General features: G+C 75.2%; 20 protein-coding genes. 8 read left to right on the forward strand and 12 right to left on the reverse strand.

All coding sequences use genetic code 11. The features are described from left to right. Window positions 1–8: 8 nt before the first annotated feature. The 3 genes from ABD944_RS37265 to ABD944_RS37275 are packed head-to-tail and all read left to right on the forward strand — an operon-like array spanning window position 9 to window position 2,238. Window positions 9–629 carry a dihydrofolate reductase family protein gene (locus tag ABD944_RS37265; RefSeq protein WP_345185269.1) on the forward strand — a complete coding sequence of 207 codons (621 nt, stop codon included), beginning with the start codon at window positions 9–11 and terminating at the stop codon, window positions 627–629. 53 nt (window positions 630–682) lie between these two features. Next, complete coding sequence (locus tag ABD944_RS37270; protein ID WP_345185270.1) at window positions 683–1,006, forward strand: YciI family protein; 324 nt, start codon at window positions 683–685, stop codon at window positions 1,004–1,006. Next, entirely contained in the window at window positions 1,003–2,238 is a 1,236-nt protein-coding gene (locus ABD944_RS37275; protein ID WP_345185271.1) for an RNA polymerase sigma factor, read from the forward strand. The genes ABD944_RS37270 and ABD944_RS37275 overlap by 4 nt, the downstream gene beginning before the upstream one ends. A gap of 92 nt (window positions 2,239–2,330) precedes the next feature. On the opposite strand, the gene ABD944_RS37280 is transcribed toward ABD944_RS37275, so the two are convergent. The 5 genes from ABD944_RS37280 to ABD944_RS37300 all read right to left on the reverse strand — a co-directional run bounded on the left by ABD944_RS37280 (window position 2,331) and on the right by ABD944_RS37300 (window position 5,397). Then, a complete protein-coding gene (locus ABD944_RS37280) occupies window positions 2,331–2,588 on the reverse strand; it encodes a hypothetical protein (protein ID WP_345185273.1) in 258 nt (85 codons plus the stop codon). Beyond that, the gene (locus tag ABD944_RS37285) at window positions 2,585–2,824 is read right to left on the reverse strand and encodes a hypothetical protein (RefSeq protein WP_345185276.1); all 240 of its coding nucleotides are present in this window, start codon (window positions 2,822–2,824) and stop codon (window positions 2,585–2,587) included. The genes ABD944_RS37280 and ABD944_RS37285 overlap by 4 nt, the downstream gene beginning before the upstream one ends. Window positions 2,825–2,934: 110 nt before the next feature. Beyond that, entirely contained in the window at window positions 2,935–4,152 is a 1,218-nt protein-coding gene (locus ABD944_RS37290; protein WP_345185278.1) for a helix-turn-helix domain-containing protein, read from the reverse strand. 67 nt (window positions 4,153–4,219) lie between these two features. Then, window positions 4,220–4,489 carry a helix-hairpin-helix domain-containing protein gene (locus ABD944_RS37295; protein ID WP_345185285.1) on the reverse strand — a complete coding sequence of 90 codons (270 nt, stop codon included), beginning with the start codon at window positions 4,487–4,489 and terminating at the stop codon, window positions 4,220–4,222. A 47-nt stretch (window positions 4,490–4,536) separates the two neighbouring features. Continuing rightward, on the reverse strand, window positions 4,537–5,397 hold the full coding sequence (locus ABD944_RS37300) for a sigma-70 family RNA polymerase sigma factor (protein WP_345185289.1): 861 nt from the start codon (window positions 5,395–5,397) through the stop codon (window positions 4,537–4,539). Window positions 5,398–5,466: 69 nt separating this feature from the next. Here ABD944_RS37300 and ABD944_RS37305 point away from each other — a divergent pair, with 69 nt between their 5' ends. Next, window positions 5,467–6,609: an alkene reductase gene (locus ABD944_RS37305; protein ID WP_345185292.1), complete on the forward strand. Its 1,143-nt coding sequence runs from the start codon at window positions 5,467–5,469 to the stop codon at window positions 6,607–6,609. Here the strand turns inward: ABD944_RS37305 and ABD944_RS37310 are convergent. The 3 genes from ABD944_RS37310 to ABD944_RS37320 all read right to left on the reverse strand — a co-directional run bounded on the left by ABD944_RS37310 (window position 6,606) and on the right by ABD944_RS37320 (window position 8,236). After that, complete coding sequence (locus ABD944_RS37310; protein ID WP_345185295.1) at window positions 6,606–6,980, reverse strand: YybH family protein; 375 nt, start codon at window positions 6,978–6,980, stop codon at window positions 6,606–6,608. The two genes, ABD944_RS37305 and ABD944_RS37310, sit on opposite strands and share 4 nt — an antisense overlap. A 96-nt stretch (window positions 6,981–7,076) precedes the next feature. Continuing rightward, window positions 7,077–7,454 (reverse strand): VOC family protein, encoded by a 378-nt coding sequence (locus tag ABD944_RS37315; protein WP_345185298.1) that lies wholly within the window; start codon window positions 7,452–7,454, stop codon window positions 7,077–7,079. Next, the gene (locus ABD944_RS37320) at window positions 7,451–8,236 is read right to left on the reverse strand and encodes an arsenate reductase/protein-tyrosine-phosphatase family protein (RefSeq protein WP_345185300.1); all 786 of its coding nucleotides are present in this window, start codon (window positions 8,234–8,236) and stop codon (window positions 7,451–7,453) included. Before ABD944_RS37320 ends, ABD944_RS37315 begins: the two co-directional genes overlap by 4 nt. A 55-nt stretch (window positions 8,237–8,291) precedes the next feature. Between ABD944_RS37320 and ABD944_RS37325 the strand changes: the two genes are divergently transcribed. Next, window positions 8,292–9,710: an APC family permease gene (locus ABD944_RS37325; RefSeq protein ID WP_345185301.1), complete on the forward strand. Its 1,419-nt coding sequence runs from the start codon at window positions 8,292–8,294 to the stop codon at window positions 9,708–9,710. Between the two features lie 256 nt (window positions 9,711–9,966). Here ABD944_RS37325 and ABD944_RS37330 read toward each other — a convergent pair whose 3' ends face one another. The 3 genes from ABD944_RS37330 to ABD944_RS37340 all read right to left on the reverse strand — a co-directional run bounded on the left by ABD944_RS37330 (window position 9,967) and on the right by ABD944_RS37340 (window position 13,209). Beyond that, window positions 9,967–10,980, reverse strand: coding sequence for an ARPP-1 family domain-containing protein (locus ABD944_RS37330; RefSeq protein WP_345185304.1), 1,014 nt, complete (start codon window positions 10,978–10,980; stop codon window positions 9,967–9,969). Between the two features lie 89 nt (window positions 10,981–11,069). After that, entirely contained in the window at window positions 11,070–12,416 is a 1,347-nt protein-coding gene (locus tag ABD944_RS37335; protein ID WP_345185307.1) for a hypothetical protein, read from the reverse strand. 55 nt (window positions 12,417–12,471) lie between these two features. Further along, complete coding sequence (locus ABD944_RS37340; protein ID WP_345185309.1) at window positions 12,472–13,209, reverse strand: TetR/AcrR family transcriptional regulator; 738 nt, start codon at window positions 13,207–13,209, stop codon at window positions 12,472–12,474. A gap of 94 nt (window positions 13,210–13,303) precedes the next feature. Between ABD944_RS37340 and ABD944_RS37345 the strand changes: the two genes are divergently transcribed. Then, a complete protein-coding gene (locus ABD944_RS37345; RefSeq protein WP_345185312.1) occupies window positions 13,304–14,251 on the forward strand; it encodes an ATP-binding cassette domain-containing protein in 948 nt (315 codons plus the stop codon). A 16-nt stretch (window positions 14,252–14,267) separates the two neighbouring features. Then, window positions 14,268–15,110, forward strand: a complete 843-nt coding sequence (locus ABD944_RS37350; RefSeq protein ID WP_345185314.1) for an ABC transporter permease — start codon at window positions 14,268–14,270, stop codon at window positions 15,108–15,110. 21 nt (window positions 15,111–15,131) lie between these two features. Here ABD944_RS37350 and ABD944_RS37355 read toward each other — a convergent pair whose 3' ends face one another. After that, window positions 15,132–16,184, reverse strand: a complete 1,053-nt coding sequence (locus tag ABD944_RS37355; RefSeq protein ID WP_345185316.1) for an EamA family transporter — start codon at window positions 16,182–16,184, stop codon at window positions 15,132–15,134. Window positions 16,185–16,339: 155 nt separating this feature from the next. Between ABD944_RS37355 and ABD944_RS37360 the strand changes: the two genes are divergently transcribed. Then, window positions 16,340–17,874, forward strand: a 1,535-nt coding sequence (locus ABD944_RS37360) for a hypothetical protein (RefSeq protein WP_345185319.1), incomplete at its 3' end; no start/stop codon positions are given.

Genomic DNA, 17,874 nt, shown 5'->3' on the forward strand with positions numbered 1-17,874 from the left:
CAACGAACATGAAGCTGACGACCATCACCCAGGTCACCGTCGACGGAGTGGTGCAGGGAAACGGCGGCGCGTCGGACGAGGACCGCAGGAACGGATTCGAGCGCGGCGGCTGGGCCCTGGGGAAGGGCGACGCCGAGACCCACGCGCTCATCAACCGGACCTACCGGCGCGCCGAGGCGTTCCTGTTCGGGCGGCGGACCTACGAGCTGTTCGCCGGCTCGTGGGGGAAGCTCACGGTCCAGGACGCCCCCGCCTGGGCGTCCGTCGTGGAGGCCCTGAACACACGGCCCAAGTACGTGGCGTCGACCGGGCTCACCGACCCGGCGTGGTCGGACACGACCGTCCTGTCCGGAGACGTCGCTGCGGCCGTCCGGGAGCTGAAGGCCAGGCCGGGCGGTGAGCTGCAGGTGCACGGCAGCGGCACCCTGACCCGGTGGCTGCTGGAGAACGACCTGGTCGACGAGATGACCCTGATCACCGTCCCGGTGGTCGTCGGCCAGGGCGCGCGGCTGTTCCCGGACGCGGGGCGCGACCTCGCCCTCGACCTGGTCGAGTCGCGGGTCGACTCGAAGGGCGTGACGATCCAGGTCTACCGGCCGGCCGGGCGCCCGCAGTACGCCGCGGCCTGAAGTCCCCGCCCATCGAACGGCGCCGTCACGGCGCCACAGGAGATGATCTTCACATGCGGTATCTGGTCTCTGTGATCGATGACAAGAGCAATCCCGGCAGCACCGACAGGCAGCCCGCCATCAGCGCGTTCAACGAACGGCTGATCGCCGAGGGCCACTGGGTCTTCGCGGGCGGACTCGCGGACACCGACGCGGCCACGGTCGTCGACAACCGGGGCGAGGAGGCGGTGTTCAGCGACGGGCCCTTCGTGGAGTCGAAGGAGTACCTCGCCGGCGTCTGGGTGTGGGAGGCGCCCGATCTGGACGTGGCGCTCAGGCTCGCCGCCGAGGCGTCGAGGGTCTGCGACCGGAAGATCGAAGTGCGGCCGTTCCAGTGAGCGACGTCCAGGAGGCGATCACCCGCGCCCACCGCGCGGAGTGGGCGCGGGTGGTCGCCGCCCTGACCAGGCGCTTCGGCGACCTCGACATCGCCGAGGAGGCGGCGGCCGAGGCGTTCGCGACCGCCGTGCAGCGGTGGCCGTCCGACGGCGTGCCTCCCAACCCCGGCGGCTGGCTGACCACCACCGCCAACCGCAGGGCCATCGACCGGATCCGGCGCGAGAACAAGCGCGACGACAAGCACGAGGAGGCTCAGAGGGTGTACGACGACGACCCGCCCGAGCCCGTCGGCGCCATCGACGACGACCGCCTCCGGCTGATCTTCACCTGCTGCCACCCGGCGCTGGCGATGCAGACGCGCGTGGCGCTGACGCTGCGCATGGTCGGCGGCCTGACCGTGCCGGAGATCGCCCGCGCCTTCCTGGTCGCCGACACCGCCCTGGAGCGGCGGATCACGCGCGCGAAGGCCAAGATCAAGGCGGCTCGCATCCCCTACAGGGTGCCGTCCGCCGAGGACCTCCCGGCGCGCCTGACGGGCGTGCTCGCCGTCCTGTACCTGGTGTTCAACGAGGGCTACCTGGCGACCGGCCCCGGCGCCGGTCCGGTGCGCCACGACCTGACCGCCGAGGCGATCCGGCTCACCCGCCTGCTCCGCGCCCTGATGCCGGACGACGGCGAGGTGGCCGGGCTGCTGGCGCTGATGCTGCTCACCGAGGCGCGCCGCACCGCCCGGGTCTCGGCCGGCGGCGAGCTGGTCCCCCTGGCCGAGCAGGACCGCGGGGCCTGGGACGCGGCGCTGATCGCCGAGGGGCACCGGCTGGTGCGCGAGCGCCTCGCCGCTGCCGCCGCCGGGACGGCTCCGGGCCGCTACCAGATCCTCGCCGCGATCAACGCCGTGCACACCTCCGCCCGCGACGTCCGCGACACCGACTGGACGCAGGTCCTCGCCCTCTACGACCAGCTCGTCCGCCTCGATCCGTCCCCGGTCGTCGCCCTCAACCGGGCCATCGCGGTCGCCGAACTCGACGGCCCGCAGGTGGCGCTGGCAGCCGTCGACCGTCTCGAGAGCAGGCTGGCCGGCTACCACGCCTACCACGCCACCCGCGCCGACCTGCTGCGCCGGCTGCACCGCGGCAGTGAGGCACGCGCGGCCTACGACAGGGCCATCGAGCTGGCGGGCAACACCGCCGAGACCGCCTACCTGACCCGCCGCCGCGACCAACTGCAGTAGCCCCCGCCGATCCCGAACACCACCCGCGCGTGCGGCGGTGTCGGTCAGCGTCCCCGCTGGTCCTCCTGATGCCACGCAGGGCCCGGGAGCCTTCATAGTCGCGGGGTGGCCGTCCGGGAGCGGAGGGCCGCGATGAGGTGGGCGACGTGCTCGTTGAGGGTGGCCTGGTCGGGCGCCTCGACGAGTAAGGCGCCGTGGAGTTCGGAGGGCCAGGGCACCAGGGCCCACCAGCGGCCGGTCGCCCTGCCGTACCAGGTGACGACGCGGGGACTGCGCGGTGCGGGCAGGGCACTCCCCCGGTGACCGTAGGTCATGCCCGTCCGCTCGCGAGGCCCGGTCGCCGTGTTCATGGCGTGACCGTCCGCAGGACGTGGACGATGCGGTCGGCCACTCCGACGACGTCGTCGGCCGGTCCGGCTTCCTGGCCCCACGTCCACCAGAAGGCGCGCCCGTCGCAGGTGATGGCGTCGGTGAGGCGGGGCGCGTCAGGGTTGGTGACCGTGAGGGTCCCGGCGCGCAGGGCCGTCCGCCATCCGCGCGCGTCGAGTTCGGCGGCAAGCCCCCGAAGTGCGTTCGTCGTCTCCATGAACACAGAAAGTAAGACAGCGTGCACACTGTGCGTTCACTGGCGTGAACGGGAACGCCATTCACAGGAGTGAACTCGTGGCGAGCGGCCCGGCTCTGGTCCGTGACGGGTCAGTGGGGCAGGCCTATGCGGGCGGCCATGCCGCGCAGTTCGCGGCCGCCGGCGTCGGTGCGGGCCTGGCTGAGCAGGACGGCGACCGATTCCCGCACCGGTGTGTTGTTGCGGATCCACTGGGGGGCGGTGTTCTCGGCGCGGCGGAGCCAGCGGATCGCCTCGTCCTTGGTTTTGCGGTCGCGGGCCAGGCCGCGTCCGACATCGGCGAGGAAGGCGGCGTGCCTGCCCTTCCTGCCGGTGAGCCTGGTCTCGTCCACATCGCGGGCGAGGTCGAGGACGGCGCCGCCTCGCTCGCCGCATTCGACGTTGACCGCGACGTTCCATACGCCGACGTTGCTGGCCGAGAAGCTCATCCAGTTCTGGTCGGGGGCGTCGGGCATCGTGCGGGCGAGGCGGGCGGCCTCGGCCGTCCAGTCGGTGGCGCGTGCGGCGTCGTGGGTGACCGCCGCCGCGAGGGCGGCGGACAGGGTGAGCATGCCGAGCACCTGGGCGCCGAGTTCACTTCCGGCGTGCGGCTCCAGTCGGTCCGCGGAGCGTTCGGTGGCGCGGAGGGTCCGGTCCCAGGAGCCCGCGCGGGGCATGGTGTGGATGCGCAGGAAGTCGGACTGGCCGCGCCGGACGGGGTCGTCCAGGATGGTCGCCGCCTGCTCGGCGCGGACGGCCGCCAGGTGGGCCAGGTCGGGGTAGCCGAGGTCCTTGGCGGTGAAGGTCGCCGCGACGCAGGCGTCGACGAGGGTCTCCAGGGCGGTGCGGTGGGCCGCTTCGTCGGCGGGGTCGGCGGCGTGCAGGTGCAACTCGTCCAGCAGGTCGGGCAGCATGTGGCCGACGCGCACGTAGTCGCAGGCCTGGTGGTGGGGCTCGACGCGGGCCATCTCGGCGACCAGTTCCGGCAGAGGGCGGGCGCGCTCGACGGCGGGGTCGTTCAGGTCGTTGGTCTGCAGGGCGAGCCTGATCGGGGGGATCACGGCGTGGGGGTCGGACTGCCCGTGGTCGGGGCCGAGGTGGGGGCCGCCGACGAGTTCGGTTTCGGAGACGCGGAGGGCGTCGGCGAGGGCGGCGATGTGGGAGCGGCGGTCGAGGCTGCGCTGCCCGCGTTCGGCCATGGACAGGAAGGATTTGGATAAGCCTGCCTGTCCGGCGAGTTGGTCGAGGGTCATGCCGCGCCAGCGGCGCAGGGCGCGCAGTCGGGCGCCGATGGTGGTCTCCTGGTGCATCGCCCGCACCTCCTCGTGAGGCTCCCGCCCTCCAGGCTACGGCCCGGCGCCGGGGTGCGGCGGGCATTCAGGGGCGGGCGTCGGCGAGGAGCCGTTTGCGTTCGGGGGTGTAGTGCCACCAGGGGCGGGCGGGCTTTCCTTCGGCCTGGTCGACGGCGGACATGACGGTGTCGAGCAGGCAGGGGTCGAGGCGGCGGCCGTGGGCGGCCGACATCCGCTCGTACAGTTCGACGGGGTCCCGGCCCGGCAGTTGGGCGACGGTGGTGATGCCGATGCGGTCGAAGTAGGCGGCGACGGCCGGTCCCACGTTGGCCAGTTCGGACGGTTCGCTGCTCATAGGGCCAACGTAGGCGCGGCGGGGCGGGGCGGTCTTGTAGGAATCGGTCAGGGGACGGCGAGGTCGAGGGCGGTGAGGCGGGCGGGGTCGGCGATCATCTCGTAGCCGGTGACGCGGCCGTCGTGGACGGTGACGGCCAGGGCGAGCAGGAGGCGGCCGTGCGGGGCGACGACGGCGCCGATCGTGCCGTCGACGAGGGCGGGCGCGGCGTACCTGGCGCGGCGGCCGAAGATCTGCATCTCGCGGGCGACGGGGCCGGCGCCGTGCAGGACGGCGGGGCGGCCGGGGGTGAGGGCGGCGTGGTCGGCGCGGCGGACGACGTCGGGGGCCAGCACGGCGAGGAGGGCGTCGAGGTCGCCGCTACGGGCGGCGGCGAGGAACGCCTCGACGACGCGGCGCTGTTCGGCGCGTTCGGGAGGCGGCGGGGAGGCGGCACCGCGGACGCGGTGGCGGGCGCGGCTTGCGAGTTTCTTGGCGGCGGCCGGGGTCCGCTCGACGATGGGCGCGATCTGGTCGAAGGGGACGGCGAACACGTCGTGCAGGACGAACGCGACGCGTTCGGCGGGGCCGAGGGTATCCAGGACGACGAGCATGGCGCGGCCGACCGATTCGATGAGGACGGTCTCGGTCTCGGGGTCGCCGTCCTCGGGCTGGACGGGTGAGTGCCATCCGTAGGGTTCCTCGCGCCGGGAGGTGCGGGCGCGGAGCATGTCGAGGCAGATGCGGGCCACGACGGTGCGCAGCCATGCCTCCAGGTCGTCGATTCCGGCGGGGCCGTGGCGGGTGAGCCGCAGCCACGCCTCCTGGACGGCGTCGTCGGTCTCGCCGGGGTTGCCGAGCATCCGGTAGGCGACGGCGCGCAGGGTGGCGCGGTGCGCCTCGAAGCGTTCGGCGAGTTGGTCGTGCATCGGTCACCTTTCCGTTCCGTGGTGCGTCTGCTTCGTGGCATCCGAGAGACGACGACGGTGGGGAGACAGATGCTCCGACACGACGAGGGTAGCGAGCCGGGAGGGCAGCCGCTGCTGCGGCCGGTGGCGCTGGGGGATCTGGAGCTGCCGAACCGGGTGGTGATGGCCCCGTTGACGCGGTCGCGCGCGTCCGGTCCCGGCCTGGAGCCGACGGACCTGCACGCCGTCTACTACGGGCAGCGCGCCACGGCCGGGCTGATCGTCGCCGAGGCGGCGTGGGTGGGTGAGCGCGCGATCGGGTTCCCCGGCGTCCCCGGCATCTACGGGGAGGCGCAGGTGGAGGCGTGGCGGCGCGTGACCGGTCTCGTCCACGCGCTGGGCGGACGGATCGTGCTGCAGTTGTGGCACACCGGCGCCCATGCCCATCCCGACCACCGGGGCGGGGCGCGGCCCGCGGGGCCGTCGGCGGTCGATCCGGGCGAGGTGTGCTGGACGGCGGCGGGCCCGAGGGCGACGGTCACGCCCCGGGAGATGACGCTCGCGGAGATCGAGGAGACGGTCGCCGCGTACGGCGCGGCGTCCGAGCGGGCGCGGCGGGCGGGGTTCGACGGGGTGGAGGTCGCCGCGAACGGCACGTTCCTGCTCGCGCAGTTCCTGAACCCGCGCCTGAACCGCCGCGCCGACGCCTACGGCGCGGACCGGGGCCGCCTGCTGCTGGAGGTCGTGGACGCGGTGACGGCGGCGTGGGAGGGGCGGCGCGCCGGGGTCCGGCTGTCGCCGTGGTGGAGCGTGGGCGACACCTCGGCCCAGGCGCGCCGCGCCGACTACCCCTACACGGCGGGCGAGGCGACGCTCGCCGCCTACGACGCCCTGGTGGCGGAGTTGAGCACCCGTCCCCTGGCTTATCTGCATCTGCGCGGTCGGGCCCTGCCCGGGCCGGGCGCGGTGCCGGACCTGGACGAGTTCGCCCGCTACCGCAAGCTGTTCGACGGGGCGCTGGTCGCCAATCACGGGTTCGGGCGGGAGTCGGGGAACGCGGTGGTCGAGGCGGGGATCGCCGACGCGGTGTCGTTCGGGCGGCCGTTCATCGCCAATCCGGATCTGGTCGCCCGGTTCGCGCTGGGCCTCGCCGTGGCGGGCGGCGACGAGGCCACCCACTACGGCGGAGGCGCGCGGGGGTATGTCGACTATCCGGTGTGGGCGGGGTCCTAGGCGCCGGCCGCGGGGGGCGTGACGAACTCGGGCTGGTCCAGGACGCGCAGCCAGCTGCCGTCGGGCTGGCGCCGGACGACCTGCGCGCGTGCGCCGGCGCCGTCCTTGGGCGGGGTGGAGGTGAGGGCGAGGTCGCCGCTGATCAGGGTGGGCAGCGGCTCCTCGGGCGTGAAGCGGGGGCGCGCGGCCAGGACCTTCTCCCACAGTTCGCGGATGGCCTGGCGCCCCACGGTCTGGGAGCCGGGCGGGTAGGCCATCACCGCGTCCTCCTCGTAGAGGGCGGCGACGCCGGCCGCGTCGCCGGCGTTGGAGCGTTCGACGAACAGGCGGGTGATGTCCTCGGGCCGCATGGCCTTCTCGTACTGCGTCATGGCTTCCCCCAGGTCGTTGGTGCTTTCACCTCTCATCGTGGTCGCCCCAGGCCGAGAAGTCCAAGAGATGGTTCTTCTGGTTTGCAGAAGCGATGCTTATGCGGGTTGGAAGAGTTCGACGAGGTTCCCGGCGGGGTCGGCGATCAGGATCTGGCGGCCGCCGGGGCCGGTGACGAGGTCGCTGCGGAAGGTCAGGCCCGCGCCGCGCAGCCGCGAGATCTCGGCGTCCAGGTCGTCGACGGTCAGGTGGATGCGGTTGCCTCCGGCGACGGCGGCGTCCGCGGGGGTGGCGCGGGCGCCGGAGCTGGCGGGCCCCGACAGCAGGAGGCGCAGGGGACCGCGCACGACATCGGCGAACGCGGGCGCCGCGTCGAGGTTGAGGGTGAAGCCGAGGTGGGCGGTGTAGAACTCGACGGCGGCCTGGACGTCGTCGACGAGGTAGCGGACGCCTGCGTGCGTGTCGTGTCCGGTCATGGGTGTTCCTCCGTCTTAGGTGCTGGCTGTGGTGTGTGGGCGAGGAGCGGCAGCAGGTGGCGCACGCGCGTGTCGAGGTCGGCCGCCACCTGGTGGAAGGCCGCGGGCGCGTCCGGCGCCGCGGCCGGGTCGGGGGTGCTCCAGTGGGCGTGCCGGGCGTGGTCGCCGAAGTCGGGGCAGGCTTCGCGGGCCTTGTCGCACAGGGTGATGACGCGGTCGAAGCGGCGGTGCGGGGCGTCCAGGCGGCGGGGGCGCTGCGCGGAGATGTCGATGCCGTACCGCTCGCGCAGAATTTGGACGGCGCGGGGGTGCATCTCGGCTTTGGGGCGGGTGCCGGCGCTGGCGGCGGTGACGCGGCCGCCGCCGTGGTGGCGCAGGAGGGCTTCGGCGATCGGCGAGCGCGCGCTGTTGCCCGTGCACACGAACAGCACGGCCGGGGCGGCTCCATCGTGCGGGCCGTCGGGGAGGCGCGGGGGCGCGGGGGCGGACCGCAGCGCCGGGTGCAGGGCGGTACCGGCTTCGGCGAGGGCGTGGGCGCAGCGGTCCAGGTCCAGGCGGTAGTAGCTGTCGCGGCCGTCGTGGCTGCTGCGGGCGGCGGTGACGAGGCCGCCGTCGCGCAGCAGCCGCAGGTGGTAGGAGACGAGGTTCTGCGGCGCGGCGGCCAGGTCGGTGAGTTCGCGGACGCGCAGGTCGCCGTCGGCGAGGGCGGTCAGCAGCCGCCAGCGCAGCGGGTGGGCGGCCAGCCGCACGAACGCCGGGGCGGCTTGACTCGGTGACGCCATGCCCGGACGATACATCAAATGAGTTTGATGGAGTAGGCGGGCGAGGGGGTGGGCGATGGCGTTCCGGCGCCGGAACCGGGGCGGGCCTTCGGCGACCGCCTCCGAAGCGGCCGGGGCCGAAGCGGCCGGGTCTGGGACGGCGGCGTCCGGGGCGGCGGGGGCCGAGTCGGGCGCGGGGCCCGCCGGAGGTGAGCGGCTGGCGCGGCGGCTGGGCACCGGGGACGCGGTGCTGATCGGGCTCGGGTCGATGGTCGGGGCGGGAGTGTTCGCCGTGTTCGGGCCCGCGGCGCGGGTGGCGGGCACGGGGCTGCTGGTGGGGCTGGTGGTCGCGGCGGTGGTCGCGTACTGCAACGCGGTCGCCTCGGCGCAGCTGGCGGCGGCGTACCCGACGTCCGGCGGCACCTACGTGTACGGCCGCGAGCGGCTGGGCCCGTGGTGGGGGTTCGCGGCGGGCTGGGGTTTCGTGGTGGGCAAGACGGCCTCGTGCGCGGCGATGGCGCTGACCTTCGCCTCCTACGCGGTGCCGGGTCCGGGGTGGGCGCGCCGCGCGGTCGCGGCGGCGGCCGTGGCGGCGCTGGCGTCGCTGAACTACCGGGGCGTGACCAGGACGGCGCTGCTGACGCGGGTGCTGGTGGTCGCGAGCCTGACGGCGCTGGCGGTGGTGGTGGCGGGGATCGCCGTGGGCGGGCGGGCGAGCGCGGCGCACCTGGGCGGGTGGGCGGCGGTGGGCGAGGGCGGCTTGTACGGCGTCCTGCAGGCGGCGGGGCTGCTGTTCTTCGCCTTCGCGGGCTATGCCCGCATCGCGACGATGGGTGAGGAGGTGCGCGACCCGTCCCGCACGATCCCCCGGGCGATCCCGGTCGCGCTGTTCATCGCGGTGGCGGTGTACCTGGTGGTGGGGGCGGCGGCGCTGCTGGCGGCGGGTCCGCGGGTGCTGGCGGACGCGGCCGCGCCGGTGGCGGCGGCGGACGAGGCGGCGGGAGCGGGGGCTTTGGCGCCGGTGGTGCGGGTGGGCGCGGCGCTGGCGTCGCTGGGCGCGCTGCTGGCGCTGATCGCCGGGATCGGCCGCACGGCGCTGGCCATGGCGCGGCACCGGGATCTGCCGGGGTGGCTGGCGGCGGTGCATCCCCGGCACCGGGTGCCGCACCACGCCGAGGTCGCCGTGGCGGTGGCGGTGTGCGCGCTGGTGACGGCCGCGGACCTGCGGGGGGTGATCGGGTTCTCCTCGTTCGGCGTCCTGGTGTACTACGCGGTCGCCAACGCGAGCGCCTTCACCCAGCCGGCGGCCGACCGCCGCTGGCCGCGGGCGCTCAACGTGCTCGGCGGCGCGGGGTGCGTGGTGCTGGCGGCGACGTTGCCGTGGACGTCGGTGCTGGCGGGGGCGGTGATGTTCGCCGTGGGGCTGGGCGGCCGGTGGCTGGCGCTGCGGCGGCGGGGCCGGGGCGCGTCCGGCGGCGTACCCGACGGCGGGTGAGGATGAGGGAGACGCCGCCGCAGGTGAGGTCGGTTCGGGAGCCTTACCTGGACGGAGTGGCGGGACAGGCGGCCGGCGCCTCGTCAGGTCTGCAATCGCCTTGACGATGTCTCGAGCATCGCGCGTTATCCCGGATTTGGAATCGGGGTTTCGGCCTGACGCGCCCGGCACAGTTCCCGCGGTTCTGATTCAACCGGGCGCCGCGCCCCGGGGGCAACCCCTTTTTCTCAAGGGGGGCGCCCCACGGGGCGGGCGGTCAGCGGGCGAACAGGGACGCGTAGACGGTGCGGTCGCCGTCGGTGACGATCTGCCCGGCCAGGTGGGGGCCGGTGACGGTGGACAGCCGCAGGTCGAGGTAGCGCTCCTCCTCGCGGAGTTCGACGGGGCCGGTGGGGAGGTCGGCGAGCCAGCCGCCGATCTCGGTGAGGCGGGCGGAGCGGTCGCGGTCCAGGGCGGCGCGCAGCCCGGCGAGCCCCGCCGCCCCGTGCTGGTCCGACTGGCGCTGGTCCGCCCCGTGCTGGACGCCGTCGTAGGGGGCGGCGGCGCCGGGGCCGGGCGGGGCGGGTTCGGCGTGCCAGGCGGCGACGCCGTAGGCGAAGCAGACCAGCGCGGTCCACATCTCGGCGAAGTAGCGGGGGTCGGGTGCGATCTCCAGGCCGGCGAAGCGGCCGGAGACGAAGAACAGGGCGCCGAGCTGGCCGGGCTGCGGTTCCAGGCGGGACTGGAACTGGGTCAGCACGGCGCGCTTTCGGGACAGGATCTGCTCCAGGTGGCCGCGGCGGGGCAGGCCGTGGCGGGCGTTGAGGGCGGCGATGTCGTCCCACAGCTTGCTGTAGCCGGCGACGCCGCGCAGGTCCAGGGCGCGGGCGCGCAGCTCCAGCGGCAGGACGAAGAACCACTGGTCGCGTTCGCTGAGGTAGCCGCCCTGGCTCTGCTGGACGCAGCAGGCGTCGTCGAAGCGGACGGTCTGCCCGGCGGCCAGGAACGCCGAGCGGCACAGGGCGTGGTTCTGGGCGCGGTCCTGGATGTAGCCGATGTGCAGGGGGACGATGGCGACGCCGGAGTCGGCGCGGTTGGCGAGTTCGACCTGCCCGTAGCCGGCGACGCGGGTCAGTTTGAGGCCGGTGCGGGGCGGCGCGAAGCCGGGGAGGGCGGGCCCGGCGATGGGGACCATGGTGAGCGCGCCGGCCTGCTGGGGGGTGCCCAGGCGGTGTCCGGCGAGGCTGAGGGGGCCGGGGACGAGGGTGTCGAGCGCCGTCATGCTGGTCATGCGGTGCTCCCTTCGGGTCTGGGCGTGCGCGGGCGCAGGCGCGTGGCGGGCGCGCGGGGTGCACGCGGAGGGCCGGTTCGGGCGGCGGTTCAGGCGGCGATGCGGGCGGTGAGGGTGTCGGCCTGCCGGTCGAGGGCGTCCAGGCGGTCGTGGAGGGCGGCGCGCAGCCAGGGGGCGCCGGCGGCGCAGTGCCCGAACATCCAGGGCAGCAGTTCGGCGAAGTCGTCCTGGTGCCAGAAGCCGCGCTGCGGCAGGGAGGGGGCGGGGCGGCGCAGGGTCAGGTCGTCGCTGCCGGTGAACTGGGAGTGGCAGAACACCACCGGGGTGGTGATGCCGGCGTGCGGCAGGCTCGCCACGACCCTGGCCAGGTCGCCGGGGTAGACGTTCTCGTAGCCGTCGGAGACGACGGCGACCAGGTCGGGTTCGGCGCCCAGGGCGTCCAGGACGCCGGTGGCCAGGTCGGTGGCGCCGCGCGGGGCGCGCTCGTCGCCGCCGGTCTCGATGACCTCCAGGCGGGCGCACACCTGCGACAGCACCATGCGCAGCGCGGCGGCCTGGGACAGGGCGGCCCATTCGCGGTCGCCGTAGCCGCGCATGGACGCCGAGGCGTCCATGACCAGGGCGAGGGTGCCGGTGAAGCGGGGGAACTCGGCGGCGGCGGCGCCGACCTGGCGGCCGAGGGCGGCGTAGAGGTCCTCGGCGGGCCCGCCCCGGTACAGGTGGACGAGGGTTGCGGCGATGTCGCCGCGGTTGGTGGCGGTGATGGTGGCGGGCCGCTGTCGGACGGTGTCGACGGACAGGACGGGCCGGTCGACCGCGGCGGGGTCGCCCGCGGTGGGCCGGGTCGCCGGGTCGTCGGCGTGGTAGAGGGCCTGGACGCGGTCGGGCGCGGCGGCGGGGTCGGTGAGGAAGCGCAGCAGGCGCCGCTGGAGGTAGTCGGAGGCGGTGTCGCCGCCGGCGATGCGGCCGGCGCAGCCGCGGGCGGTGGCGGTGCCGAGGGCGTGCTCGAAGCAGTCGCGCAGGGCGGGGCGCCGCGCGGCGATGAGGGCGTCGGCGGCGGGGTGCTCCAGGACGAACCGCAGCGCGGCGCGGGTGGTGTGCTTGTGGTTGGCGCGCAGCCGCCGCAGGGCGAGCAGGACGGTGATGACGTGGGCGGGCGGCAGGCCCAGGGTCAGGACGCGGGCGACGCGGGCCTGCACGGCGCGGGCGCGGTCGTCCAGGCCGGCCTGGGAGGCGGCGAGGACCTGCAGCAGCACGCGGGCGCGCTGCCAGGGCCGCACGCCGGGGGCCACGCCGAGCAGGGCGTAGCCCTCGGGGTCGCCGGTGTGCGCGGCGCGGTGCAGGTCCGCGTCGTCCCAGCGCAGGTGCGCGCCCCGGGGCAGGGTCAGGGCGGTGTCGTGGTGGTGCAGGTGGGCAAGGAGCGTGGGGGTGTCCATGGTTGTCGGCCTCCGCAACCCTGGAGTCTAGGAATGATCTGCGGTGGGTCGACACTCATTTTCCGGTGGCCGGGGCTTGGCCGGCGGTGCCGGGAGGCTCGGCGAGGGGCTCGGTGGCGGGCGGGGCGGCGGGTGCGGCGGCGTAGCGGCCGAGCCCGTGTTCGAGCAGGTCGAAGGCGCGGGCCGCGGCGGCATAGACGTCCTCGGCCATCTCCTGGAGGGTCTCCCCCGCGCTCTTGCGGTCGGCGATCTGCTCGACGAGCGTGTTCTGCACGGCGAAGATCATGGCGGCGGCGGCGCGGGGGGCGATGTCGTCGGGGCCGGCGCCGGTGGCCTCGGCGAGCAGGTCGGCGAGGCGGTCCTGGGCGAGGCGGCCGATCTCGCGCTGGCGGGCCATGAGGGCGGGGCTGGCGCGCACGGTGCGGGTCCAGACCTCCGAGCCCTCGTGGAAGGCGGTCTGGTAGGCGCGGGCGTCCAGGCCTTCGAAGAAGCGGCGGCGGAACAGGGCCACGGCGCCCTCGCCGGGGCGGCGGTCGCGGAAGTCGCGCCCGGCGGCCTCGATGATCTCGTCCTGCCGGTCGAAGAACAGGTCTTCCTTGGTCCTGAAGTAGTTGAAGACGGTGTTGACCGACACGTCGGCGGTGCGGGCGACGTCGGCGATGGTGACATTGTCGAACCCGCGGGTCATGAACAGGCCGGTGGCGATGTCGGCGATGCGGCGCCGCGTCTCGCGCTTCTTACGCTCCCGCAGTCCCAGTTCCGGTTCGACGCCGGGGACGTGGTCCTCACCCATGCACGGAAATATACCTTCCCTGGTGTCACTGAAAACTTGGAGTGACTGCAAAATTGGGGTTACGCTAGCGGCCGTCGTTCTCAAGGAGGTCATCGTGATCGAGGCTCGCGGGCTCGCCCGCACCTTCACCGGCGGGCACGGGACGGTCGAGGCCGTCCGCGGGGTGGACCTGTCGGTCGCGCCCGGCGAGGTCGTCGGGTTCCTCGGCCCCAACGGGGCCGGCAAGACCACCACGCTGCGGATGCTGACGACGCTGCTGGCGCCGACCGCGGGCACCGCGACCGTCGCCGGCCACGACCTGCGCGCCGATCCGGCGGCGGTGCGGCGCCGGATCGGCTATGTCGCGCAGGGCGGCGGCACCGACCCGGGCGTCCCGGTGGCCGAGGAGCTGGACCTGCAGGCCCGCCTGTACGGGGTGCGCGACCGGTCCGCGCGGATCGCCGAGCTGTGCGCGCGCCTGGACCTGGAGGGCCTCGGGCCGCGTCCGGCGGGGTCGCTGTCGGGCGGGCAGCGCCGCCGCCTGGACATCGCGCTCGGGCTGGTGCACCGTCCGCCGCTCCTGTTTCTGGACGAGCCCACCACGGGCCTGGACCCGCAGAGCCGCGGCAACCTGTGGGACCACATCCGCGCCATGCGCGACCGGGAGGGCGCGACGGTGTTCCTGACGACGCACTACCTGGACGAGGCCGACGCGCTGTGCGACCGGCTGCTGATCATCGACCGGGGCCGCATCGTCGCCGAGGGCACGCCCGCCGAGCTCAAGCGCCGCGTCGCCGGGGACGTGGTCACGGTGGAGCTGGCCGAGGCCGCCGGCGTCGAGGGCGCCCGCAAGGCGCTGGCGGCGCATCCGGCCGTCCGCGAGGCCGCGGTGTCCGGCGGGACGCTGCGGCTGACCGTCGAGGACGGCGAGACGGCGCTGATGTCCCTGATCCGCGCGCTGGACGGCGCGGGGGTGGAGCTGGCGTCGCTGAACCTGGCCCGCCCCACGCTGGACGACGTGTTCTTCACCTTCACCGGCCGCTCGCTGCGCGACGCGGCCTGAACCGAGGAGTCCCCCCATGTCTGGTGAACAGAGCGCTTCCGTCGAAGCGACCGAAACGACCGGAGCGACCGCGGCGACCGGTCGGGCGGCCGCTGCCGCGCGGGTCGCCTCCGACACGCGCCTGATCTTCCTGCGGTACATGCGGCAGACGCTGCGCAGCAAGGTCGCGGTGGTGTTCGGCGCGGTGCAGCCGCTGCTGTACCTGGTGCTGTTCGGGCCGCTGCTGACGGATCTGGTGGACGTGCGCGGGTTCGGCGCGGGCAGCGCCTGGCAGGTGTTCGTGCCCGGGGTGCTGATCCAGCTGGCGCTGTTCGGCGCCGGGTTCGCGGGGTTCGGGCTGATCGCGGATCTGCGGTCGGGGGTGGTGGACCGGCTACGGGTCACCCCGGCCAGCCGCACCGCGCTGCTGCTGGGGCGGGTCCTGCGCGACACCGCCGTGGTGGGGTTCCAGGGCGTGGTGGTGGTGGCGGTCGGGCTGGCGCTGGGGCTGCGGGCCCCGGTGGGCGGGATCGCCGTCGGGCTGGCGCTGGTGGTGGCGCTGGCGGTGAGCGTGGCGTCCCTGTCCTACGTGGTGGCGCTGCGCACGCGCAGCGAGGACGCGTTCGCGCCGATCCTGACGTCGGTGACGCTGCCGCTGATGCTGCTGTCGGGGATCCTGCTGCCGATGAGCCTGGCGCCGGGGTGGCTGGACGCGGTGTCGCGGTTCACCCCGTTCCGGTACATGGTGGACGCGGCGCGGGCGGCGTTCCTCGGCGACTTCGCGACGGCGGCGGTCGCGGAGGGGGCGCTGGTGGCGGTCGCGCTGGTGGCGGCGTCGGTGGCGCTGGGCGCCCGCCGGTTCCGCCGCGAGAACGCCTGACCGGGGCCGGCCAGAGGCCGGTCAGGGGCGCAGGGAGGCGGGGCTGGGCCGCGGGCCCGTCCCGCCGCCCTGCGCGGAGTCGCGTGCACCGCCCTTCGCGGCGCCGTCCTGCGGGCGGTCCGCGGGGGCGGGGGCGGTGACGTGCAGGACCTCGGGGTGGGTGACGGTGGCGCGCTGGGCGATGTAGGCGCCGGCCAGCACGATCGCGCCGCCGGTCATCTGCGCGGCGGTGAGGCGCTCCCCGAGGACGGCCCAGGCGATGAGGGCGGCGGCGACGGCCTCGGTGTAGCAGATGGCGCCGCCGACCTGCGCCGACAGGCGCTGCAGCCCGGCGACGCCGGTGAGGTAGGCCAGGACGGTGCTGACCAGGCCGATCCAGGCGACCAGCGCCCAGCCGGGCGCGGCGTGCCCGGCGACGGCCACCGGGGCGGGCAGCACCTGCCAGGGCAGCGTCCACGGCGCGGCCAGGGCGGTCAGGGCGAGGGCGGCGACGACACCGCCGGCGGAGGTGATGACGAGGGCGTCGACCTCGCCGGTCAGCCGGTCGACGATGAGGAAGTAGCTCGCCTGGCAGGCGGCGGCGCCGAGCCCGGCGGCCAGGCCGACCGGGTCCAGCGACAGCCCCGTCCACACCTGCACCACCAGGGCGAGGCCGGCCATGGCGATCGCGACGCCGGCGGCGGCGCTGCGGTGCACGGGCGCGCGGCGCACCAGCCGCAGCCACGCCAGCACGATGACCGGGCCGCTGAACTCCAGCAGGATCGCCACCCCGACCGGCAGGCGCGAGGCGGCCACGAAGTAGAAGGCCTGGCAGCCGGCGACGCCGGTCAGGCCGTAGAGGGCCAGGGCGGGCAGGTGGGGGCGCAGGCCGCGGGCGGCGGCCCGCCCGCGCAGCAGGAACGGCAGCGGCGCCAGGACCAGCGCGGCGACCGTGATGCGCAGCCACACCGCCTGCAACGGGCCGATTCCGGCCTCGATGAGGGCCTTGCCGAGCGGCCCGGACGCGCCGAAGCACACCGAGGACAGCACCGCCAGGCCCAGTCCCCCGGCGCGGGTCCGCGCGGCGCCGTCCATCCTCACCCCCCGGGTCGTGCGGTGTGCCGCAGAGCCCGCTCCCGGCGGACTAATGAGCATCCTGCCATAACACTCCTTACACGTCGATGGCGGGATACCGGCCTTTAATGCGGGCGATGCCGGACGCGACACCCGCGGCCACTACTATTCGCCGGATGAGCTGGCAGTCGGCCGGGGCGGGGCCCGGTGGAACCGGAGGGGGCCCGAGCGGCGACCTGTTCGCCTCGGTCGAGGGCAACGTGCGCGAGCTGGTGGCCTCACCGTGGTGGCAGAGCGCCCAGCCGGCCGACCGGGCGGCGCAGATCGCCGCGCGGATGCTGTGGGGCGCCGGCGAGTGGTGGCTGTACGGCGCGTGGGGACGCTGGTACCGGTGCGGCCTGGACGGCACCTGGCACCCCTGCCCGCCCCCCGCGCAGTTCGAGGACCGCCGCGTCGCCGTCCCCGCGCCCCAGGGCGCCGGGACGCCGCCCGTCCCGCCGCAGCTGTTCCCCACCGGCCCGGACCTGTCGGCCGGGCGCGTGGCGCCGCTGGGGTTCCTCGGGCCCGTCCCCGACACCGCCGTCGTCGCCCGCATCTCCCAGGCGCTGACCACCGCGCTGGCGGTGAACCCGCAGCAGTTCGCCCAGCGCGACCCGATGTTCCAGCCCGGCACGCCCAGCACCGTCGCCGCCGCGTGGGGCGCGCTGCTGTGGTGCGCCGGGTCCCCGGTGGTGCTGACCGAGCACCCGCTGATCGAGTCGTTCATCCCGTTCCTGACGACCTCGGCCGACCAGCTGCACTGGATGATGCCGCCGGACTTCGCCACCCTGGCCGGCTACTACGTCCACCGGCTCGGCGCCGGCGACGGCGGCGGCGCCGCGCACATCGCCCGCGTCATGTACGAGGTCGCCGCCGGGCTGCAGGCCGACCCCCGGTTCCGGCCCGGCGCCGACGCGCTGGCCGCGGTGACCGCGGCGTCCCTGCGCATGGTCAACCAGGACATGGCCACCGTCCGGTACGGGCCGGAGGCGATCCTGCAGGAGTGGCGGCGCCGCTGCCCCGCCGAGTTCGCCACCCCGATGGTCCGCGACACCGCGCCCGGCGAGTACCTGCGCCTGGCCCTGTACGACCTGCAGGAGATCGTCGCGGAGCTGACCGGGCCGCGCCCGGCCGCGGCGGGCCGCAGCCACGACGAGGTCCGCCGCGCCGGGATCGCGGTGCTGGCCGCCGACCTGCAGGCCGCGCCGGGCGCGCTGCCGGCGCTGCAGCACTGGCTGGACGCCGACAGCGCCCGCACGCTGCAGGCGGTGCTGACCGATCCGGCCAACCCGCTGCGGTCGCTGTGGCCGCGCGACGGGCGGCTGCCCGACGCGCTGCGCAGCGACGACTCCGACGCCCTGGCCGCGCTGCTGGCCACCAGCTACACCCTCGGGCTGACCTGGTGCCGGCTGGCGCAGGTGCCGCCTCCGGCGACGGGGTTCGCGGTGCCGCAGGCGGTCGCGGCGGAGCTGACGTCCCCGGCCATGCACACCCCGCCCTCCACCGACGAGCTGTCGGCGTGGGACATCATCAAGGCGGCCCGCGCCCATATGGCCGCCGAGCGCGCCGCCACGGGCGCCGACCAGCCGGTCGCGCCGGGCCCCGAGCCCGCGCAGGAGGCCCCGGGCCCGCCGCCCGCGGTGGCGCCCGCGCCGCCCCCGGCCGCTCCGCC

Origin of the sequence: Actinomadura verrucosospora (genome assembly GCF_039540335.1) — a bacterium.
Taxonomy (GTDB): Bacteria; Actinomycetota; Actinomycetes; order Streptosporangiales; family Streptosporangiaceae; genus Spirillospora; species Spirillospora verrucosospora.